Source organism: Spiroplasma endosymbiont of Zeiraphera isertana (assembly GCF_964030805.1).
GTDB lineage: Bacteria > Bacillota_I > Bacilli_A > Mycoplasmatales > VBWQ01 > Spiroplasma_E.
In genome coordinates this window covers 107,215-127,290 of the sequence record NZ_OZ034965.1, presented here as the reverse complement: position 1 = coordinate 127,290, position 20,076 = coordinate 107,215, and the positions used below count along the sequence as shown (strand labels likewise).

The following is a 20,076-nucleotide window of genomic DNA, read 5'->3' as shown; positions in this document are numbered from 1 at the left end:
AATTAGATAGCACTATAAAAAAAAGAAATTATAAAATTAGAAACTCAATTTAAAGATGCAGAAATAGATTATATTAAATTTAATTCTCATTTACCAAAAATATAATGAAAGTTAAGATTTATCTTTCCGGTGATGTTAAATAATCATTATTAAATTTATTAAAAATAAATGATTTTATATTTGTTTTTTTTATACTATTAATTTTATACAAAAAACATCTTTAAACTTATTGTCAAAGATGTTTTTTATATAAAAATGTAAGGGAAATTAACATTAAATTGTCGTGATTGATTGTATTATTTTATATATACGACTAATACTTTTAATATTAGTATTAATCATTTTCTTAAATAAAGAAAGTCACAAATTGATTCAATTATAATTTTGAGTATTGTTTTTATTAGTAAATAAAATGAAAATAAAATGAATTTTAAATTTGTTTTGAAATATCAAAGGGTTTTTTATATATAAAAGGATAATAGGGAACTCGTAATTAGGGATAGGTACTAATTGATTTATTAATAATATTTTTTCATAAATATGACTTTTAATTATAGAACATTCATCAATATCTAAAAATTCTAAATTTAAATTATATTTTTTGATAAATGTTTTTTGAAATGCTCACAAAATAGATTTAATACTATAAAATTTTTCTTGGATATAAAAATTAAATACCACAATTGAATATTGAATTCTTTTTAACATTACTCATTTTATTTTTTCATTAATATTTTTTTCTAATTCATAATTTCATGAATTGTCATTAATATTAATGACAGAAATATTCTTATATTTATCTAAATTATAATTACTATAGATATTTACCTTTTCAATTAATATACAAGGTTTTTGATTTAGTAAATGAAGCTTAAAATTATTACTTAAGTTATTTTTTAGGGAAATAATTAAAATATTAGGGAAATTTACTTTTATAAATGAAGTTATTTGAATTTTATTAGCATAGGAGTCATCAATTAAGAATATATATAAGGGAATGTTTCAGTTCTCATTTGCTATAAAACTTTTATGAAAAGTAATCATTAAAAATTTATTTTGTAAAAGATTAAGATTGGGAAAATAATTATTTTTTAATTGCGAATTTATAATAAAAAGGAGTTGTTGCCCTCATTGGTAGTCACTTTCTATTTTAAAAGTATCATCCAAGGCAAAACTAATATCACTATAATAATTAAATTGTAATTTAAATCAATTATCACTAAGAAAACTATTCAAATTACTTTTAAAAGTATTTGAATATAAAGACACCTGATATTCATAAGTAATAAAAGAAAATATTTTTTGAGTAATGTTACTAATTTCTGAAGTTATATTTGGAAATAATTGACTGTCAACTTTAATATTAAGTAAACAAATGAAATTAAAATATGGATAGGTTACACTTTATTGGACACTAATTACGTAGACAAGTGAACAAATTAGTTAAAAGAAAGGAACTATAATTATGGCCAATATTAACTCATATACCGACGAATTTAAGAAAAAAATAGTAGCTTTATATCAAAGTGGTAAGTCGGTGTCTTGTCTTGCTAAAGAGTACAATGTTACAAGAGCAGCTACTTATAATTGAATTAAGCAATTTACTAATTCAGGTAGTTTTAAATCTAAAGATAATCGTTCTGTTGAAGAAAATGAATTAATTAAATTAAGAAAAGAATTAAAACAGTTACGAACGGAAAATGATATTTTAAAGCAAGCAGCACTAATAATAGGCAGAAAATAGAGATTATTATCAATAATAAATGTAAATATAAAATTCGTACAATAGACTTGGTGCAAAACTAAGGTAATTCAAAATTATATATTCCTGCTATTAAATTAAATCTTAATGCAAATCTTCGTATTTTATTGCGATATTTTAAACTTAAAATTTTAAAACGTTTTAGTTTAGCAAATACGTGTTCAATTTTAATTCTAATTTTACTTAAAGTTTTATTGTATTCTTTTTGAATTGGTGTTAATTGATTGTATTTACTTTTTTTAAATGGCAAAAATGTATTTTTATGAATATTTTGTATACCTTGATAACCCGAATCAACAAAAACTTTTTTTCTGGATGAATAAAAGTTTTAGATTTTAGAAGCAATTTAAAATCATGAATGCTTCCAAAACAAAAAGCAGTTGAAATAATTTTTCCATTGGAAATATCAATAATTATTTGGGATTTGAGAGAATGATGTTTCTTTTTACCTGAAAAAAGTAATTTTAGTTTTTTTTAATTCTTTCAATTGGAGTTTCAGTAGCATCAATAGCTAACAAATTATTATTAGTACCTTTATTTTTTGTTAAATCTTTTTTTCCAGGTAAATTAAAAATTCCGCTTTTTATTAAAATATTTTCAATTCAAAAAATATTACGAATGCAACTAGTATGACTAATATTATATCTTTTTGCAATAACTCTATAACTACTATAGTCTTTTCAATATTCTAAAGTCATTAATAAACGCTCTTCAATTACAATTTTATTTTTTCTACCACCATAATATTTTTGTTTAGACTCAGCAATTTTTAAAATTTCAAGCATTTTATAAAATGTTTGTGGCTTTATGCCGACTAAACTATAAAATTCTTGATCATCTTTATATTTTTTCAACATAATAACTATCACCTTTAATATTAATAATAATCGTTAAATTGTTAAAATTAAAGGTTTTGCACCAAGTCTATTTTAGAAGCAATTTAAAATCATGAATGCTTCCAAAACAAAAAGCAGTTGAAATAATTTTTCCATTGGAAATATCAATAATTATTTGGGATTTGAGAGAATGATGTTTCTTTTTACCTGAAAAAAGTAATTTTAGTTTTTTTTAAGGCTTTTATCCCTTTATGTACTATTTTTAAATTTTATCACATAAATGGAGATAAAAGCCTACCTAGGAAATTATCCCCACATGTATTTAAATCAAACACAAAATTACAGTTTCAAAACTAGGTATGTTATTGAATTTATATGCTGATTCTTTTGCATATAAATGAATATTGTGCTTTGAAACTCTTATGTGTGTTCGGAAAGTTCGTCGGATGTGCTTTCATGCTGATTCAATCTGGTTTGTGTTTACACCTGTTGGTGACACATACCCAACTTCATGATTTACGATTTCATGTTTGGGATAGAAGTTTTTGAAACTTACATATCCCTTCCAAGAATCCGTAAATAGACAGCACTCAGTAAAAATGTGTTTCAATGTAAATCTTAAAAGGTTTTTTTTCATCTGCATTTTTCAGCACCTTCACAATTAGTTTGTTGCTGGTTTTCTCATAAACTCCAACAATCAAAGTTTTATTCAACAAGGATCTTCCTTGTTTTTTAAAACCTAAATGTGAAATATACATTTCATCCATCTGTGCTTTGCCATCAACAATGAAACCTGCATCTTGATTTCCAATTCTAGTCCTGATTTCATGACACATTCTTCAAGCTGTTTTATAGGTCACACCCAATTCCCTTGCAACATCGGTTGCTGGTATGCCATGCTTTGTGTTTATTCATCTAAAGATGAGATAAAACCAAGATGTCATTTGGGTCTGTGACTTATAAAAAATGGTTCCATAAAGAATACTAAATGTTTGGTTACAGTTCAAACATCGTATTCTTCTCAAATCAGAAGTATTCAAACTAGAAGAAGCACATCTGATGCATTTCATTATTTTCAACTTCGCTATATATTTCAAACAATCGTTTTCAGTTTGAAATATGCTATTGAATTCATTTCCATTCATTTTTTCCTCCACACTAGTACATGTGGGGATAATTTCCTTTTTTAATTCTTTCAATTGGATTTTCAGTAGCATCAATAGCTAACAAATTATTATTAGTACCTTTATTTTTTGTTAAATCTTTTTTTCCGGGTAAATTAAAAATTCCGCTTTTTATTAAAATATTTTCAATTCAAAAAATATTACGAATGCAACTAGTATGACTAATATTATATCTTTTTGCAATAAATCTATAACTACTATAGTCTTTTCAATATTCTAAAGTCATTAATAAACGCTCTTCAATTACAATTTTATTTTTTCTACCACCATAATATTTTTGTTTAGACTCAGCAATTTTTAAAATTTCAAGCATTTTATAAAATGTTTTTGGCTTTATGCCGACTAAACTATAAAATTCTTGATCATCTTTATATTTTTTCAACATAATAACTATCACCTTTAATATTAATAATAATCGTTAAATTGTTAAAATTAAAGGTTTTGCACCAAGTCTAATATATTTTTTATTTTTAAGTAATTTTTCATTAGACTTGGTGCAAAACTAAGGTAATTCAAAATTATATATTCCTGCTATTAAATTAAATCTTAATGCAAATCTTCGTATTTTATTGCGATATTTTAAACTTAAAATTTTAAAACGTTTTAGTTTAGCAAATACGTGTTCAATTTTAATTCTAATTTTACTTAAAGTTTTATTGTATTCTTTTTGAATTGGTGTTAATTGATTGTATTTACTTTTTTTAAATGGCAAAAATGTATTTTTATGAATATTTTGTATACCTTGATAAACTGAATCAACAAAAACTTGTTTTTCTGGATGAATAAAAGTTTTAGATTTTAGAAGCAATTTAAAATCATGAATGCTTCCAAAACAAAAAGCAGTTGAAATAATTTTTCCATTGGAAATATCAATAATTATTTGGGATTTGAGAGAATGATGTTTCTTTTTACCTGAAAAAAGTAATTTTAGTTTTTTTTAATTCTTTCAATTGGAGTTTCAGTAGCATCAATAGCTAACAAATTATTATTAGTACCTTTATTTTTTGTTAAATCTTTTTTTCCAGGTAAATTAAAAATTCCGCTTTTTATTAAAATATTTTCAATTCAAAAAATATTACGAATGCAACTAGTATGACTAATATTATATCTTTTTGCAATAACTCTATAACTACTATAGTCTTTTCAATATTCTAAAGTCATTAATAAACGCTCTTCAATTACAATTTTATTTTTTCTACCACCATAATATTTTTGTTTAGACTCAGCAATTTTTAAAATTTCAAGCATTTTATAAAATGTTTGTGGCTTTATGCCGACTAAACTATAAAATTCTTGATCATCTTTATATTTTTTCAACATAATAACTATCACCTTTAATATTAATAATAATCGTTAAATTGTTAAAATTAAAGGTTTTGCACCAAGTCTAATAAAACTTTAAGTAAAATTAGAATTAAAATTGAACACGTATTTGCTAAACTAAAACGTTTTAAAATTTTAAGTTTAAAATATCGCAATAAAATACGAAGATTTGCATTAAGATTTAATTTAATAGCAGGAATATATAATTTTGAATTACCTTAGTTTTGCACCAAGTCTAATGTGTCGTTTTTTAAAGCTCTCTAAATCAACACATTATTTTAATTTCAAGAAAAAAGAAAAAAATCAAAATAATATGTATGATGAAGCTGTTATTAGTGCTTTTAAAGAAAATAAAGAAATTTATGGCACAAGAAGATTAAAAGTCATATTAGAAAACCAAGAAATTTATTTATCAAGACGAAAAATTAAAGAAATTATGAATAAACATAATTTAATATCAAAATACACTAAATTAAGACACAAAAATCATCATAATAAAGTCAATGATAGTCAAATAACTAATCTTGTTAATAGAAACTTTAAGAATAGGATTAAAAATGAAGTTATTGTTAGTGATTTAACTTATGTTCAAGTAAATGGTAAGTGAAACTATATTTGTTTATTAATAGACCTATTTAACCGCGAAATTATTGGACATAGTGTAGGCACTAAAAAAGATGCATCATTAGTATATGAAGCATTTATGCAATCAAATCTCTGTTTAAAAGATATTCAAATATTTCATAGCGATCGAGGTAATGAATTTAATAATAAAATTATTGATAAACTTTTACTAGCATTCAATATTACTCGCTCTTTAAGCAAAAAAGGTTGTCCTTATGACAATGCTGTTGCTGAAGCAACTTTTAAAACTTTCAAAACAGAATTTATTAATGATAAAAATTTTAGATCATTAATCCAATTAAAATTAGAATTATTTGATTATATCAATTGATATAACAACATAAGAATCCACAGCACTTTAAACTACTTAACTCCAGTTAATTATCAAAAACAAATGTCTACCAAAAAATAGTCCTAAAAAGTGTTGCCATTCCAATAATTGGTTTCAAACTTATCAAACTCGATAGCAAACTCTTTAGCAATTATTAATCTAAAATGTTCGACTTCTTTTTTTATACTTAAGTTTAAATTAAATTCAATTTGTTCATCTTTTTTAAGAAAAAAATTAAGTTTAATTTTTCGTACATGAATTGTTAAAAATCATATTAGTTGATCATCATAATATTTTTTATAACCGATATTGATCATTATAATTTCTATTTTTTTGTATATATAGGTTAGGACTTTATCGTTAGTTAAGAGAATTTTTTTTATCTTTACTAATAATTTTTATAATAATAATAGCGGTTATAAATCTTAAATGTCATTCATAACCATCTAATTGAAACCCTTTATTATGTTCAAATTTTAATTTTAATCTTAAATTTTGTTCAAAGAAAAAGTTATTCAAGTAAATAATGTCTTTTTTTAAATTATACTTATTTGTGTTACTTATATTGATAAGTCACTCACTACTTAAATATTTTTGGGCTTTTCTCCCTTTATGTACTATTTTTAATTTTATCACATAAATGCTGAGAAAAGCCTATCTACGGACTTCTCCCCACATTTTTAAATCAAACATAACATTACAGTTTCAAAACTAGGTATGTTATTGAATTTATATGCTGATTCTTTTGCATATAAATGAACATGATGTTTTTCAACTTTGATATGTGTTTTAAATGTTCGTCTGATGTGCTTTCATGCCGATTCAATCTGGTTTATGTTTACACCAGTTTTTGAAACATAGCCATCTTGATGGTTAACTGTTTCATGCTTAGTGAAAACTGATTTAAAATGGCGATATCCTTTTCAAGAATCAGTATGTACATCACACTTTGAAGAAATGTGGTTTCTTGCAAATTGCAAAAGATTTTTTTGATTTGCATTTTTCAACACTTTCACAATTAAATTATTGGTTGTTTTTTCATAAATCCCAACAATCAAAGTTTTATTTTTTAAGGATCTTCCTTGTTTTTTAAAACCCATATGTGAAAGATACATTTCATCCATTTGCACTATGCCCTCAACAATGAATTGAGGTTCTTGTTTTGCAATTGCACTTCGGATTTTATGACCCATTCTTCAAGCAGTTTTCAAAGTTACTCCCAATTCTTTTGCAACATCAGTTGATGGAATTCCATGTTTGGTGTTTATTCATCTAAAGATGAGATAAAACCAAGATGTCAAAGGTGTTTGTGACTTGTAAAAAATGGTGTCATGAAGAATACTAAATGTTTGATGACATTTCAAACATCTTATTCTTCTTAAATCAGAAGTATTCAAATTTGTTCAAGAACACCTCATACATTTGTTTTCCTTCAAACTTGCTATATATTTCAAACAATCTTTTTCTGTTTGAAATATATTGTTGAACTCATTCAATTTCATTGTTTCCTCCACAAGTACATGTGGGGAGAAGTCCGTATTTTTTTTGTCATACACATATTAAGAACAAATTACTCATTCTAACAAAAGGATATTCATTGGATATGTGGATAAACTGTGTAAGCAAAGTATTTATTGCTATTATTTCATTGTCACCATTAATTACAAAGTAATCTTGCTTTCTGGAAATATTACAATAGACTTGGTGCAAAACTAAGGTAATTCAAAATTATATATTCCTGCTATTAAATTAAATCTTAATGCAAATCTTCGTATTTTATTGCGATATTTTAAACTTAAAATTTTAAAACGTTTTAGTTTAGCAAATACGTGTTCAATTTTAATTCTAATTTTACTTAAAGTTTTATTGTATTCTTTTTGAATTGGTGTTAATTGAATGTATTTACTTTTTTTAAATGGCAAAAATGTATTTTTATGAATATTTTGTATACCTTGATAACCCGAATCAACAAAAACTTGTTTTTCTGGATGAATAAAAGTTTTAGATTTTAGAAGCAATTTAAAATCATGAATGCTTCCAAAACAAAAAGCAGTTTAAATAATTTTTCCATTGGAAATATCAATAATTATTTGGGATTTGAGAGAATGATGTTTCTTTTTACCTGAAAAAAGTAATTTTAGTTTTTTTTAATTCTTTCAATTGGAGTTTCGGTAGCATCAATAGCTAACAAATTATTATTAGTACCTTTATTTTTTGTTAAATCTTTTTTTCCAGGTAAATTAAAAATTCCGCTTTTTATTAAAATATTTTCAATTCAAAAAATATTACGAATGCAACTAGTATGACTAATATTATATCTTTTTGCAATAACTCTATAACTACTATAGTCTTTTCAATATTCTAAAGTCATTAATAAACGCTCTTCAATTACAATTTTATTTTTTCTACCACCATAATATTTTTGTTTAGACTCAGCAATTTGTCAAATTTCAAGCATTTTATAAAATGTTTGTGGCTTTATGCCGACTAAACTATAAAATTCTTGATCATCTTTATATTTTTTCAACATAATAACTATCACCTTTAATATTAATAATAATCGTTAAATTGTTAAAATTAAAGGTTTTGCACCAAGTCTAATTACTAATTTTTATTAACATTGTATTAATAAAAGTAATATTTCTTTGTAAAGTTCGAAATGTAACATTAAATTTTTCCATTAGAAATGCTATATTAACCGAACAATAATACTGAAAATATTTTAATATTTCAATGATACGCCACATTAAAACCGCCCCCGTTATCCTAATTGAAAGATTAAATGAGATTTTCCTTTTCAAAAAATAAAATAGTCACCTTTTGAGTGACAAAATTATTGTTCTTAAATTATTTTTATATGTTATAATGCTTACCAAATAAATAGCATTCTTCATTTATTATTAATATCTTTAATAAATTTGTAATTATATTGTGGTAAATACTTTTTAATAAGAATAGTTAGTGCTTCTTTTTGATCAAAACCAAATTCAAATGCTAATAAAAAAGATTTTTCTAAAACTGCATGACATTGTTGAAAAATTACTTCGTAAAAATATAATCCTTTATGATCAGCAAATAAAGCTAATTTTGGTTCATATTGTAAATTATGTTTTGAAAAAGTATTTGCTGTCTCATCAATATATGGTGGATTTGAAAAAATAATATTAAATTTATGATTTTTAAGATTTGTAAATATATCGCTTTCAACAAAATTAATATTTTTTAGGTTAAAATTATCGTTATTAATCTTAGCAATAGTTAATGCATCTTTGCTAATATCACTTGCTACTATATTTCAATTAGGTTTCTTTAACGCTAAACTAATAGCAATAGCACCACTGCCTGTCCCTAAATCTAATACTTTTAAATTATCATTATTAAAAATGTTTTGCGCATAGACAAAAACATTTTTAACTAGTTCTTCAGTTTCATTACGAGGAATTAATACTCTATTATCAACAACAAACTTATGATCAAGAAATCATTGATAACCAATAATATATTGTAAAGGATAGCCAGCAACAAATTTTTTAACTAGTTGTAAATATGATTCTAAAAAATCTATTGCTATTGTTTGACTAAGATTTGCATATAATCAAGATAAATCTTTATTAATAAACTTTAATAAAATTATCTTATTAATTTGTTCATTTTTTTTATTAATTTTTTTTGCTAATAAAAGATAATCTCTATAAGTCATTAATTTATACTCCAAAAATAAATATTTTATTGAAAATTAACAGATGAATTATTATTTCTTGAAGTTTTTTTTATTAAATTATTAACAAAGAGAATTAAAACAATAATACTAAAAATAAATAAAAAACTAATTGTTAATAAACAAATAATTGGAAAAAGAATAATGTAACCACAAATACTAATAATAAAACCAAAATTATTAATATTATTACCATTAATATTTCGTAAAAATTCTAAATTTTTTCATAATAAATAATGAAAAATTAAACTAGATGCACTAGCAAATCATAATGTTAAAACTAAAAATAAAATGCGAATAATACCACTACTAAAAGTTAATGTAATAAATGTTCCTAATGTCGCATATAAAAAAATAACTGATATTAAAAACAAAATTTTTGTTCTAGAGTCTAAAATCTTAAAATCCATAATAATTTCTTCCTTTTTTTATTTTAATACTGTAATATTTTCATCAATATTTTCTAATTTTTCTTTTTGTTCACTACTAATTAAAGCAATAATAATTTCATCAATATTACCTTCCATAATACGATCTAACTTTAATAAAGATAATCCAATTCGATGATCGGTTACTCTATTTTGTGGATAATTGTATGTTCTAATTTTTTCTGAACGATCACCACTACCAACAGCCGTTTTTCTTAAATTACCAATTCTTCCCTGTTCTTCTTCAACTTTTTTTTCATAAAGTTTAGCTCTTAATACCCGCATTGCTTTATCTTTATTATCATGTTGACTTCGTCCGTCCTGTGAAGTTACAACAACACCTGTTGGAATATGAGTAATTCTAATTGCTGAATCGGTAGTATTAACATGTTGACCACCAGCACCACTAGAACGATAAGTATCAATTCTTAAATCATAATTATTTATTTTAATTTCAACTTCATTAACTTCTGGCAATACAGCAACCGTTGCAATTGAAGTATGAACTCGTCCTTGTGATTCGGTTTTTGGAACTCTCTGAACACGATGTCCACCAGCTTCAAACTTTAATTTAGCAAATACATGTTTACCTTTAATCATAAAAGCAATATAACTAAATCCACCATTTATTGCTTCTTTTGCTTCAATAGTTTCAATTTTTCATCGTTGAATTTCACAATACTTACTATACATACGATATAAATCACCAGCAAAAATATTTGCTTCATCGCCACCAACAGCTCCTCTAATTTCAATAATAACATTTTTATCATCATTTATATCTTTAGGAATTAGTGTTAGTTTTAATTCATTTTCTGCTTTTTCTAATTCAATTTCATTTGCTTTAATATCTGTTTTAAGCATTTCACAAAGTTCTTGATCCTGTTCGGTTGCTAATGCCTTTTTTGCTTCAATAATTTCTTTGTTAATTTTTTCATATTTTCAATATTGTTCAATAATTGGTTCTAATCTACTATGTTCTTTTGTTAATTCAGTGTATTTATCACGAGGAATTAATTCAGGATTTTCTAATTGCTTTTCAATTTCACTATATTTTTTAGTAAGTTGCATTAACTGTTCTAATGTTTTTTTGTTCATAATATCACACCTGATTTATCTATTCTGATTATTTGTTAAGACACGATAATGACTACGACATCGAGCTTCATATTGTTCTTGCGCACCAATTAAAATAATTTCATCATCATATCTAGCTTCCCGGCCATTAATAATACGTTGTGTTTTTGTTGCTGCTTTACCACATTTTACACAAACAGCATCTAATTTAGTTACAAATTCTGCTAAAGCTAATAATTCTTTAGTAACAGGAAATGGTTCACCACGAAAATCTTGATCTAAACCAGCAACAATAACTTGCTTATTTTGATTTGCTAATGTTTTAATCACTTCAATAATTGATGGTTTAAAAAATTGTACTTCATCAATTGCAACTGCTTCTATTTCTTTATCTATATGTTTTAATATTTGCATTGGATCATCAATTACTATCGCTGTGATAGATACTCCTTTATGACTTACTACTTTTTTAGCATCATAACGAATATCAACCTTGGGTTTAAAAACTAGCACTTTGCGTTTAGCATATTGTAAACGATTTATACGTCGCATAAACTCTTCGGTTTTTCCAGCAAACATACAACCAGTAATTACTTCAATTCATCCCTCATTATAACGACTATACATTTATATCCAACTCCATCTCTAATTTTAATTGTTTGTTAATTCTGTTGATTTACTAGCAATTTTATCTAAACTATCAATCAATTTTTCAACTTCATTAATATTTTGTAAATATGCACCAGCAGCTGTCTGATGACCACCACCACCAAACTTTGCAATAGCATCATTAATTATTCATCTTGCACTACGAACACTAACTTTAATTTTACTATTCATTTGATCATAAGCAGCAATTAATCAAATTTTAATACCATCAATATTTGACATTACATTAACTTGACTAGTTAAATCTTCTCTACTTAAAACAACTTCGCCTTTAATATTTAATATTTTATTTTGACTAATAATTTTTGTTTGTAAGTCAGTAATTATTTTATCGTTAAATATTATATAAGCAACACCATTATCAGTAATTTTAAAATTTGATAATATATATCCTTTCAATCTTGCGATTTTTAAATTTTGAATATATAAACTTTGATATAAGTCTAATAAATTAAAATTTTGTTTAACTAAAAAACTAGCAACCTGAAAAGTTTCTTCATTAACAGAGCGATACAAAAATCTACCAGAATCAGTAACTAAACCAAGAAATAAATTTCTAGCTGCTAAAGCTGAAACTTTTAAATTCAATACTTGTGCTCATTTCGCCACTACTTGGCAAGCAGCAGAAGCCTTTTCTTCAATTAAATCAATATCACCATATTTATCAACAATTGGATGATGATCAATTTTAATTATCTTTTTTCCTTCTTCTCAAAATTGACCACTAATTCGTTCGCAATTAGCTGTATCAGTGACTATTACTAGTGCATTTTCATAATCTTCTTTTTTAACAAAAGTTGGTTGTGGAAATAATGATGCCATATGTTCATTTGTTTCGCCCGGAACAAGTACTTTTTTATTTTGAAAATTATCTTCAATAATTTTTTTTAATCCTCATTGTGAACCCAAAGCATCTCCATCAGGATTAATATGACGATGAATAATAATTGGATTACTGATTTTTATTAATTCATAAATTGCTTGTGCTTCTTTTTTAAACTTATTCATATTATATATCCTTTCTATCATGTACCAATTAATTGTTTTGTTTCATCATCAAAAACAAAAATTGAATTTTTAGTAATACTAATTCAACCAACAGTTCCCACTTCTAAATTATCATTATTATTTGTTAAAACTTCAAATTGTTCTGATTTATTAGTTTCAATCAATAAATATGCTTTTTTATCATCAACTTTAGTAATATTTTTAATAACACCATTAATAATAATTGAATTTTTTAAAAAAGTAAATCGTGGTTTCTTTGCACTAAACAAAATGGCATTTGATTTAAAAGCAATAGTATAAGCAGTTTTAACATCAAACTTACCTAAATTTACATTATAAAAATATAAATTATGAGCATTTCATTCTCCCTTTGCAATATTAATATGCTGTTCATTTATTTCTTTCAATAAATTTAAAGATAATGGTTTATCAGTGATTTCACTAACATTCCCTTGTTGAATAATTATTTCATTTTCAATAACAGTAACATTAGTCGCTAATAAATTAATATCAACTTGATTATTAGTTGTAAAAATAATAATTATTTTCAAAAATTTTTGTAATTTTTTAATTCAATTTGCTAATTGTTCTTTATTATCAACATTTAAAAGTTCAAATGGGTTATGTAAAATTAAAATTTTAGTAGGTACAATTAATTGTTGAATGATTTTTATTATTTGTCGTTCTACTATTGTTAATTGTGTTAAACGTAGTGACAATAAATGACTTAGTTCTAAATGTTTAAATATCATAACAATATTTTCACTAATTAAATCACGGACATCAATTAACTGTGAATATAAAGTTTGTAATTGTTGTTGATATGTTTCTTTATCTTGTAACTGTGGATTTTTTAAAATTTTATCATGATAAATTTTAATTTCATCTTTAATATTTTTTAAAAGTAAATGCATTTCATCTGGTAAAAGTTGCATTGCCACAAAATCTTGTTTCATATTAAATTTAATTCTTTGTACTTCTGCTAAGTCAATTCACTGGTCTAAAATTTGATCAATTTGACTACGAGTACATTTAATTTGTTGATATGAAACTAAATGATTAAGTTCGCTATTAAAATTTTGATTATGATTGTTACAAGTTTTTAACGTAGTTCTAATTTCACTTCTAGTAGTACTAATCTCTCTATTTAAATAATTATTTATTTCTTTAATAACAAAACTAATTTCTCGTAGTTGAAACTCTCATTTTCTTTCTTTTTGTGGATTACATCCACAAAAACATGGTCCCACTAAACTTTCTAAACTAGAAATACGATCTTGCAAAGATTGTAAAAATAATAAGTTATTATTTGCAATAATATTTTTTTCTTCGGCAGTAAATTTTTTAATTAGAATATCTGTTAATTTTTCACTTCCAGCAAAATTAAATTTCTCTTGAGCAAAGTTTTTATGAAAATGATTAATTTGATATTGATATTCTTTAATAAAATTATTACGAGTGCTTTGTGTTTCATTAATAAAATTTTTAATAATATTAATTAATTTTTCTTTAAAATAACCACTGTCTAAATTTAAACCTGTATTTTTTAAGTTTTCAATATCAGTCTTAATTTTTTGATTAATATTGCTTATTTCTTGTAAAAAGGGTTTATTAGTAATTGTTGTTCTTGCTAAGTTACGTTGAATACTAAATAATTTATTTCAACTCTGTAAATGCATACTAACATAAGCCATTTTTCGTTCAAAACCAATACTATTATAAGTAACATCAATATCATCAATTAAAATTTTACCCTCCATAATAGCAGAAGAACCTGCTAGAGCATGAATTAATTTTTCAATATTATCTTCATCATTACTAAAAATTGCCAAGCAACTACGATATTTTCCTTCAAAACTTCAATCTTTTACGGCTTTTTCAACGGATAAATTAATAATACTAAAATTAAAGTTACTAGTTTGCTCAGTATTATATCTAATACCTTTACTTATTACCAATTTATTAAAATCAGATGATTTTTCCATAAAACCATTCCCTACCTTAAAGTTTTTTATTTCATATACTATTAAAATTATATTCTATATTTATTGGGTTGTATACATACAATATTTTAACTTAATTAATGGTAAATATGTCTGTAAATAATTTTATTTTTAAAGTATAAAAAAAGAAACTATTATTAGTTTCTAGTTTAATTAAAATTATTTTTTAACTTGTTTAGTATCAGTTAGTTTTAGAACATCTTTTGCTGTTTCTAATACAATAGTTTTAGTATTTTGTGGTTTTGCTTTGTTTATTTCAACAGTTTTTGATTTTGTTTCAACTTGTTTACTTGCTTTTGTATTAAAGCGTTCAACTCTTCCTTTTGCTGAAACAAATGATTGTTTTCCAGTATAAAATTGATGACAACTTGAACATGTATCAACACGGATTTCTTTACCCTTAGTTGAACCACTTATAAAATTATTGCTACATGTTATACATGTTACTTTAGTTTGAAAATACTCTGGATGGATGCTTGCTTTTGCCATGGTTTCACCTCGCTTATAAAATTACTATTAATAAAAAGTACTTAAAAATAATATCATTAACAATATAAAAAAGCAAATAAATATTAATGATAGATAGAGTTTTTATTTTGATAGATTATATTGTAAAAATGTGTTCTAATTCAATTAACTAGATATCATGAATTTTATTTTTTTTAAATTATATATTCTATTGAAATCTAAAACTTAAAAATTGTTTTTATATGAATAAAAAAATATTATTTACACAACTAATATATTTTTCAGTTAATTAAATACAATAAAAAATATTTACTTTCAGTAATTAAAGATAACAATTAAATCATCTCTTAGACATCAACGCTATATTTAAGCAGTCACATAAATGTGAAAGATGTATACCTTATAATTAATTATATACCATTTTCTTAAAATATTAATAATTTTCCAATAAAATATTTTCAATAATAATTTTTTTAAAATTTTCAAAATCAATATTTCAAAGTAAATACTTAGTACTTTTTAAAATTTCTAAAAATATTTTATTTTCTTGATTTAATACTTGCTCTTCTTTAATGTGCTCAAAATCATTAGAATTTAATCATAAATAAAAATATTCTTCTTCCTCCATTTTAAAATTAAATTTAAGAAAATATTTTCTTTCCTGAGTTAAAAAATCAAATATAACACCAGAAATGCGTTTTTCTTTTTCATCTATGACTGTAAGAAAATTGCTAGGCTTAATATACACAATATGCTCAATATTTTGATTAAAAATTTTATTATCTGATGTTATATTTGGTTTAGGAAAAACTAAACCTAATTTTTCAAACTCTTTTGCTTCAACAACTTTTTTATTTCCTGAGTTGTAAATATAAATGGGACAGTTTTTTAAAATAATTGTATTAAATCTATTGGCCTTTTATAAGAGAGCGATTTTCTGGGTGTAGAATTAATTTGAAATGCTATAAAATTTAAATCTTTTTGTTTATATGAAGATAGATCTGTAGATTTTGGTAAATATCTTCTTAAAATACCATTATTATTTTCATTTAAACACCTTTGGCAAGGTTTACCAGGATCTGCAAAATAAATTTTGACATTACAAATTTTTTCGATTAATCTTCATTTACTAAATTCTTTACCACGATCAAAAGTAATGGTTTTAACTGTTCCTTTTTGTAACTTTGAAATAAATTTTATTATACTTTTCGTAATATTTTCTGATTTATGATTTTTAGTTACTAAAGGAATTGTGGTTTTTGATCATATATCAGCCAAAGTAATAATAGAACTTTTATGATCTTTGCCAATGATAGTATCACCTTCTAAATGACCAAATTCTTGTATATTTTTAATATTCGGAATGATTAAATTTCTTTCATGAATAGACTTACAATTATTAATTTTGCCCCTAGTTTCTTTTTGTTTGTGAGATTTATTTTTGCCTTTTCTCAATAAGTTATTTTCATCAAAACCCATTCGATTTGTTTTAAACATGTTATATAAAGTTTTTGTTGAAATACTTTTTATTTTATTTTCCTTTAAAAAGTTAGCAATTATATCAAGAGCATACTTTTTAGTAATTAACAAATGATTAATACTATTAATTTCTGTTAAAGTTAAAATTATTAATTTTCTGCCTGCATTTTGTTTATTTTTTTGAAATTGATTCAACATTTCTAATGGCAATAAGTTTTTATTTAATAATCTACAAACTCTATGTACAGTTGATTTACTATAATCAACAATTTTTGCTATTTTACGAATCGAAAATCCATAATTTTTATATTCTTTTATTGCTATTATTGATTCAATACTCAGATACTTATACATTGCGCTAATTCCTTTCTTTTCTTAATTAGACTTGGTGCAAAACTAAGGTAATTCAAAATTATATATTCCTGCTATTAAATTAAATCTTAATGCAAATCTTCGTATTTTATTGCGATATTTTAAACTTAAAATTTTAAAACGTTTTAGTTTAGCAAATACGTGTTCAATTTTAATTCTAATTTTACTTAAAGTTTTATTAGACTTGGTGCAAAACCTTTAATTTTAACAATTTAACGATTATTATTAATATTAAAGGTGATAGTTATTATGTTGAAAAAATATAAAGATGATCAAGAATTTTATAGTTTAGTCGGCATAAAGCCACAAACATTTTATAAAATGCTTGAAATTTTAAAAATTGCTGAGTCTAAACAAAAATATTATGGTGGTAGAAAAAATAAAATTGTAATTGAAGAGCGTTTATTAATGACTTTAGAATATTGAAAAGACTATAGTAGTTATAGAGTTATTGCAAAAAGATCTAATATTAGTCATACTGGTTGCATTCGTAATATTTTTTGAATTGAAAATATTTTAATAAAAAGCGGAATTTTTAATTTACCTGGAAAAAAAGATTTAACAAAAAATAAAGGTACTAATAATAATTTGTTAGCTATTGATGCTACTGAAACTCCAATTGAAAGAATTAAAAAAAACTAAAATTACTTTTTTCAGGTAAAAAGAAACATCATTCTCTCAAATCCCAAATAATTATTGATATTTCCAATGGAAAAATTATTTCAACTGCTTTTTGTTTTGGAAGCATTCATGATTTTAAATTGCTTCTAAAATCTAAAACTTTTATTCATCCAGAAAAACAAGTTTTTGTTGATTCAGGTTATCAAGGTATACAAAATATTCATAAAAATACATTTTTGCCATTTAAAAAAAGTAAATACAATCAATTAACACCAATTCAAAAAGAATACAATAAAACTTTAAGTAAAATTAGAATTAAAATTGAAAACGTATTTGCTAAACTAAAACGTTTTAAAATTTTAAGTTTAAAATATCGCAATAAAATACGAAGATTTGCATTAAGATTTAATTTAATAGCAGGAATATATAATTTTGAATTACCTTAGTTTTGCACCAAGTCTAATTAATTCATTTTCTTCAACAGAACGATTATCTTTGGTTTTAAAACTACCTGAATTAGTAAATTGTTTAATTCAATTATAAGTAGCTGCCCTTGTAACGTTATATTCTTTAGCAAGACAAGACACTGACTTACCACTTTGATATAAAGCTACTATTTGTTTTTTAAATTCATCTGAATATGAGTTAATATTGGCCATAATTATAGTTCCTTTCTTTTAACAAATTTGTTCACTTGTCTACGTAATTAGTGTCCAATAAAGTGTAACCCATCCAATAGTTTCGATTTGTGTTCCTATTTCCTTAGTTAATATTTCAGTTACAGAGACTTCATTTATATCAGATATAATATTATTTTTTAATTTGTCATTAACTACAACTTTTGAGGGTTTATCTTTAACATCAATATCATTAGAAAATTTTATTGTTAATCCACCATGTCTTTGTTTATCATTTCCATTTTTATTTTTAAAAGTAGCGTTTGGTTGATTTAAAATATCTTCAATGGATTTATTTTCTAATAGAAAATTATATGTTTGTAGTCTAGTTTTGTCTGTCATTTTACAGTACTGGTTTACATTAATTTTATGTTCAAATTTTATCATAAAATGGGCAATTGCTGTATTTCAATTTTGAATGGGCATTGTTCATTTTTTTGTTATATTTTCGATTGCTAAGTAAAATATTTTAAAAACCGCCATATCGTTAGGAAAAACTTTTTTATTTCTTATAACTTTTCGTAATTGACTATTAACAGATTCAATAGCATTTGTGGTATAAATCACTCTTTTGATTTCTGCAGGATAACTAATAAAAACCATTAAATTATCTCAATTTTTATATCAGGATTTAGTAATTTGAGGATATTGTTTATTTCATTTATTTTCAAACAATTCTAAAGCTTGCGTTGCTTGTTCTTCACTACATGCACTATAAATTGGTTTTAAATCTGCAACTAGTGCTTTTCGATGTTTGTATGAAACATATTTTAAACTATTTCTAATTTGATGAACTATGCATAATTGATGTTCGGTTTTAGGATAAACTGATTGTATTGCTTCTGACATGCCTGTTAAATTATCGCTACAAGCAATAAGAATATCATTTAAGCCTCGATTTTTCATTTTTGTTAAATTTGCTAATCAAAATTTAGCACCTTCATTTTCACTAATTCATAAACCCAAAACATCTTTTTTACCTTCTAAATCAACTCCTAGTGCTATATAAATCGATTTGTTAATAATGCGTTTATCTTGTCGTACTTTAACTACTATACAATCAAAATAAACAATCGGATAAATGCTTTCTAATGGTCGATTTTGCCATGCTTTAACATCATCTATCACATCATCAGTAATTTCACTAATATCAGCACCATGATATAACTCTTGCAATTGCGTTCTAATATCTGATAATGTCATTCCTTTGGCATATCAAAGAAAGAACTTGTTGATCAAAACCATCAAATCTTCTCTGTCTTTTTGCAACTATTACAGGATTAAAATTACTATTGCGATCTCGTGGTACATCGATCTCAATTTTACCTTGTTGAGTTATTAATTTTTTGAACTTATACCATTACGAACATTATCACTATTACTATGTTGATTTTTTTCATATCCTAAATAATTTTGCATTTCAGAATTCAACATTTTTTCTACTAATCTTTTAGTTAATTCTTTTAATTTTCACAAAAAATATTGATATTACTTTT

Annotated in this window: 25 protein-coding genes and 3 pseudogenes; 5 read left to right on the top strand and 23 right to left on the bottom strand. The window is 23.9% G+C overall.

All coding sequences use genetic code 4. The features are described from left to right. Positions 1-273: 273 nt before the first annotated feature. Positions 274-1,236, bottom strand: a complete 963-nt coding sequence (locus AAHM78_RS00855; RefSeq protein ID WP_342254036.1) for a hypothetical protein — start codon at positions 1,234-1,236, stop codon at positions 274-276. A gap of 229 nt (positions 1,237-1,465) precedes the next feature. On the opposite strand from AAHM78_RS00855, the gene AAHM78_RS00850 reads away from it, so the two are divergent. Continuing rightward, positions 1,466-1,744, top strand: coding sequence for a transposase (locus AAHM78_RS00850; protein WP_342254035.1), 279 nt, complete (start codon positions 1,466-1,468; stop codon positions 1,742-1,744). Positions 1,745-1,802: 58 nt separating this feature from the next. On the opposite strand, the gene AAHM78_RS00845 is transcribed toward AAHM78_RS00850, so the two are convergent. From AAHM78_RS00845 to AAHM78_RS00815, 7 genes are all read right to left on the bottom strand, one after another. Further along, complete coding sequence (locus AAHM78_RS00845; protein WP_342252825.1) at positions 1,803-2,012, bottom strand: transposase family protein; 210 nt, start codon at positions 2,010-2,012, stop codon at positions 1,803-1,805. Further along, complete coding sequence (locus tag AAHM78_RS00840; RefSeq protein WP_342252932.1) at positions 1,979-2,107, bottom strand: hypothetical protein; 129 nt, start codon at positions 2,105-2,107, stop codon at positions 1,979-1,981. The genes AAHM78_RS00845 and AAHM78_RS00840 overlap by 34 nt, the downstream gene beginning before the upstream one ends. Before the next feature lie 119 nt (positions 2,108-2,226). After that, positions 2,227-2,619: a transposase family protein gene (locus AAHM78_RS00835; RefSeq protein ID WP_342252835.1), complete on the bottom strand. Its 393-nt coding sequence runs from the start codon at positions 2,617-2,619 to the stop codon at positions 2,227-2,229. Positions 2,620-2,920: 301 nt separating this feature from the next. After that, on the bottom strand, positions 2,921-3,235 hold the full coding sequence (locus tag AAHM78_RS00830) for a transposase (protein WP_342253326.1): 315 nt from the start codon (positions 3,233-3,235) through the stop codon (positions 2,921-2,923). Between the two features lie 521 nt (positions 3,236-3,756). Then, a complete protein-coding gene (locus tag AAHM78_RS00825) occupies positions 3,757-4,167 on the bottom strand; it encodes a transposase family protein (protein WP_342254034.1) in 411 nt (136 codons plus the stop codon). A gap of 117 nt (positions 4,168-4,284) precedes the next feature. Continuing rightward, a complete protein-coding gene (locus tag AAHM78_RS00820) occupies positions 4,285-4,650 on the bottom strand; it encodes a transposase family protein (protein WP_342254962.1) in 366 nt (121 codons plus the stop codon). A 59-nt stretch (positions 4,651-4,709) separates the two neighbouring features. Further along, entirely contained in the window at positions 4,710-5,102 is a 393-nt protein-coding gene (locus tag AAHM78_RS00815) for a transposase family protein (RefSeq protein ID WP_342252835.1), read from the bottom strand. 75 nt (positions 5,103-5,177) lie between these two features. Between AAHM78_RS00815 and AAHM78_RS00810 the strand changes: the two are divergent. Both AAHM78_RS00810 and AAHM78_RS00805 read left to right on the top strand, forming a co-directional pair. Then, positions 5,178-5,327 (top strand): annotated as a pseudogene (locus tag AAHM78_RS00810) (transposase); the annotation flags it as partial. Next, positions 5,314-6,141 carry an IS3 family transposase gene (locus AAHM78_RS00805; RefSeq protein WP_342254033.1) on the top strand — a complete coding sequence of 276 codons (828 nt, stop codon included), beginning with the start codon at positions 5,314-5,316 and terminating at the stop codon, positions 6,139-6,141. The pseudogene AAHM78_RS00810 and the gene AAHM78_RS00805, both read left to right, overlap by 14 nt. Before the next feature lie 599 nt (positions 6,142-6,740). Here the strand turns inward: AAHM78_RS00805 and AAHM78_RS00800 are convergent. The 13 genes and pseudogenes from AAHM78_RS00800 to AAHM78_RS00740 all read right to left on the bottom strand — a co-directional run. Beyond that, complete coding sequence (locus AAHM78_RS00800) at positions 6,741-7,616, bottom strand: IS1595 family transposase (protein WP_342254032.1); 876 nt, start codon at positions 7,614-7,616, stop codon at positions 6,741-6,743. A 156-nt stretch (positions 7,617-7,772) separates the two neighbouring features. Next, entirely contained in the window at positions 7,773-8,093 is a 321-nt protein-coding gene (locus AAHM78_RS00795) for a transposase family protein (RefSeq protein ID WP_342254961.1), read from the bottom strand. Positions 8,094-8,197: 104 nt separating this feature from the next. Then, entirely contained in the window at positions 8,198-8,590 is a 393-nt protein-coding gene (locus AAHM78_RS00790; RefSeq protein ID WP_342254031.1) for a transposase family protein, read from the bottom strand. 339 nt (positions 8,591-8,929) lie between these two features. Further along, on the bottom strand, positions 8,930-9,760 hold the full coding sequence (prmC, locus tag AAHM78_RS00785; protein ID WP_342254030.1) for a peptide chain release factor N(5)-glutamine methyltransferase: 831 nt from the start codon (positions 9,758-9,760) through the stop codon (positions 8,930-8,932). Positions 9,761-9,786: 26 nt separating this feature from the next. Continuing rightward, positions 9,787-10,188, bottom strand: a complete 402-nt coding sequence (locus AAHM78_RS00780) for a hypothetical protein (RefSeq protein ID WP_342254029.1) — start codon at positions 10,186-10,188, stop codon at positions 9,787-9,789. An 18-nt stretch (positions 10,189-10,206) separates the two neighbouring features. After that, positions 10,207-11,304, bottom strand: coding sequence for a peptide chain release factor 1 (gene prfA / locus AAHM78_RS00775; protein ID WP_342254028.1), 1,098 nt, complete (start codon positions 11,302-11,304; stop codon positions 10,207-10,209). A gap of 15 nt (positions 11,305-11,319) precedes the next feature. Then, on the bottom strand, positions 11,320-11,910 hold the full coding sequence (locus AAHM78_RS00770; RefSeq protein ID WP_342254027.1) for a thymidine kinase: 591 nt from the start codon (positions 11,908-11,910) through the stop codon (positions 11,320-11,322). 24 nt (positions 11,911-11,934) lie between these two features. Continuing rightward, positions 11,935-12,960 (bottom strand): bifunctional oligoribonuclease/PAP phosphatase NrnA, encoded by a 1,026-nt coding sequence (locus AAHM78_RS00765; RefSeq protein WP_342254026.1) that lies wholly within the window; start codon positions 12,958-12,960, stop codon positions 11,935-11,937. Positions 12,961-12,974: 14 nt separating this feature from the next. Further along, the gene (locus AAHM78_RS00760; protein ID WP_342254025.1) at positions 12,975-14,945 is read right to left on the bottom strand and encodes a hypothetical protein; all 1,971 of its coding nucleotides are present in this window, start codon (positions 14,943-14,945) and stop codon (positions 12,975-12,977) included. Positions 14,946-15,122: 177 nt separating this feature from the next. After that, positions 15,123-15,452, bottom strand: coding sequence for a 50S ribosomal protein L31 (rpmE, locus tag AAHM78_RS16545; protein WP_425289755.1), 330 nt, complete (start codon positions 15,450-15,452; stop codon positions 15,123-15,125). A 412-nt stretch (positions 15,453-15,864) separates the two neighbouring features. After that, positions 15,865-16,179 carry a hypothetical protein gene (locus AAHM78_RS00750; RefSeq protein ID WP_342254024.1) on the bottom strand — a complete coding sequence of 105 codons (315 nt, stop codon included), beginning with the start codon at positions 16,177-16,179 and terminating at the stop codon, positions 15,865-15,867. Between the two features lie 140 nt (positions 16,180-16,319). Then, positions 16,320-17,264: an IS30 family transposase gene (locus AAHM78_RS00745; RefSeq protein WP_342254023.1), complete on the bottom strand. Its 945-nt coding sequence runs from the start codon at positions 17,262-17,264 to the stop codon at positions 16,320-16,322. Positions 17,265-17,306: 42 nt separating this feature from the next. After that, a pseudogene (locus tag AAHM78_RS00740) lies at positions 17,307-17,456 on the bottom strand (transposase); the annotation flags it as partial. A gap of 75 nt (positions 17,457-17,531) precedes the next feature. On the opposite strand from AAHM78_RS00740, the gene AAHM78_RS00735 reads away from it, so the two are divergent. Both AAHM78_RS00735 and AAHM78_RS00730 read left to right on the top strand, forming a co-directional pair. Continuing rightward, positions 17,532-17,924, top strand: coding sequence for a transposase family protein (locus AAHM78_RS00735; RefSeq protein ID WP_342253760.1), 393 nt, complete (start codon positions 17,532-17,534; stop codon positions 17,922-17,924). 50 nt (positions 17,925-17,974) lie between these two features. Beyond that, entirely contained in the window at positions 17,975-18,349 is a 375-nt protein-coding gene (locus tag AAHM78_RS00730) for a transposase family protein (protein WP_342254960.1), read from the top strand. Here AAHM78_RS00730 and AAHM78_RS00725 read toward each other — a convergent pair. Together AAHM78_RS00725 and AAHM78_RS00720 are read right to left on the bottom strand one after the other, a co-directional pair. After that, a complete protein-coding gene (locus tag AAHM78_RS00725; protein ID WP_342253259.1) occupies positions 18,341-18,562 on the bottom strand; it encodes a transposase in 222 nt (73 codons plus the stop codon). The genes AAHM78_RS00730 and AAHM78_RS00725 overlap by 9 nt on opposite strands. A 381-nt stretch (positions 18,563-18,943) precedes the next feature. Beyond that, positions 18,944-20,047 (bottom strand): annotated as a pseudogene (locus tag AAHM78_RS00720) (IS256 family transposase); the annotation flags it as partial. Positions 20,048-20,076 lie beyond the last annotated feature (29 nt).